Below are 1,602 nucleotides of genomic sequence, written 5' to 3' on the forward strand. Positions count from 1 at the left end.
TAATAAAGGAGAATAAAAATGAAAAAACAAAACTATTCAACCCTGACAAGTTACCTATCTAAAACAAAAAAGAATACAGATCTCTACCGTCTGTATAACCCTCACTTTTCAATATTCTGTAAAAATAGCATTGAAGATCATGTTTTTTATCTTAATTATTTTTCCAGACATATGGTGACGGAAAGAAACATTCTGACCATATTTGCTATCCATACCTTTTTCTCTTATAGCATGGAAAAAAAAGACACCATAAAAGCTTTTACCCGTTTTCTTAAAGAGGAGAATCACGATACTTTCTATCAGTCATTTTCTTTTCGTGGCTGCAATATCATTTACACAAACAAAAAAGGCGAAGTGAAAGAGATCTCATGGTTTTCTTTTTCACGGATCTATGACGAGATCGTTAAGATAAAAGAATATGAATACAACAATAATACCTGGCACAAAACGACCGCTTAAAAAGGAGAACGCCCATGAGTAACTATACAGAAGATAATTTATTTGACAGCAAAACTAAAAAAGACGTCCAGAATTGCATTGCTGCAGGCATTGACATTAACACACTTAATGAACACGGTGAAAACGCCCTTTTCGGTTGCGACAGTATCGGGGCTTTAAAAACCATGATTGAAGCAGGCATAGCGCTGAACCATACAGATTGTTATGGTAATAATGCCCTGTTTAGCAGAAAAAGCCCACGTGCAGTGAGGCTATTGATAAAGTCAGGTATTAACGTTCACCACAAAAATAATAAAGGCCAGTCCTGTCTTCACTGGCAGCGCTACGCCATAGATTGTGCGGAACTCCTCATAAACGCGGGCATTGATATCCACAGCACAGATAACGAAGGACAAACGCTTCTTTATGACCTCCTCGATCATGACGTCTTTGATTACTGGGTAAATAAAGGGTGTGACATAAACCACAGAGATTATGGTGGCAAAGCGGTGCTGGATCTTCCGACTGACAACGAGTGGTGGATATATGATTTCAGTATTAATGCCCTCAAACGCCATGTTGATAGAATAGACAGCACGCCAGTATTATTTAAACATGTTTCAACTGAGGCTTTGCCCCTAATTGCTTTGCTTCATGAAAAAGGGCGTAATATCCTTATCGCTGAACACTGTTCCTTCGCATTATATGTCAAAAACATGAAGTACTTCTTTACCTCACTGAAAAAATATACCGATATCAGTCATGTTCAGTTTTATAATTGTTATCATGATAAACATATTGGTATCTACACCGGCATAGAAAGTGTGAAATGGTTCATTCGAAATGGTATCCGAATGGACGACGATATACTCAGACAGCGTTCTGACTCCGATAAGATTTTTTCTTATATCGCAGGAAGAGAGAAAAAAGACCTGTTAAAAGAAATGAAGCCAGAGATCCCCCGTTCATCTGTACGAAAAAGACTCTAAAACTCTGGAGTAAACAACCTTTTTCTTAGTCTGCAAGGATTCATTTAATGACCATTAATCTGATATGTCCTCGTGGGTATACTATTTGTCAAATGGTATACCTTTTTTAATCCAGATAATTAAATTATTTATCCCGTAACAACTTGACTTATTCACTTCATCGGTTATCTGTAGT

The 1,602-nt window shown here is 37.1% G+C and carries 2 protein-coding genes; both read left to right on the forward strand.

Annotation, left to right across the window (positions count from 1 at the left end; all coding sequences use genetic code 11):
• The first annotated feature begins 18 nt into the window (after positions 1 to 18).
• Positions 19 to 459 (forward strand): hypothetical protein, encoded by a 441-nt coding sequence (locus NNN64_RS22760; protein ID WP_061362001.1) that lies wholly within the window; start codon positions 19 to 21, stop codon positions 457 to 459.
• A 14-nt stretch (positions 460 to 473) separates the two neighbouring features.
• A complete protein-coding gene (locus NNN64_RS22765) occupies positions 474 to 1,427 on the forward strand; it encodes an ankyrin repeat domain-containing protein (RefSeq protein ID WP_271442875.1) in 954 nt (317 codons plus the stop codon).
• Positions 1,428 to 1,602: the final 175 nt, after the last annotated feature.

This window comes from Citrobacter sp. Igbk 14, from assembly GCF_028069825.1.
Lineage (GTDB): Bacteria > Pseudomonadota > Gammaproteobacteria > Enterobacterales > Enterobacteriaceae > Citrobacter.

Coding starts and splice junctions, on each gene's coding strand:
- NNN64_RS22760 (WP_061362001.1), top strand. CDS start 19: ATGAAAAAACAAAACTATTCAACCCTGACAAGTTACCTATCTAAAACA.
- NNN64_RS22765 (WP_271442875.1), top strand. CDS start 474: ATGAGTAACTATACAGAAGATAATTTATTTGACAGCAAAACTAAAAAA.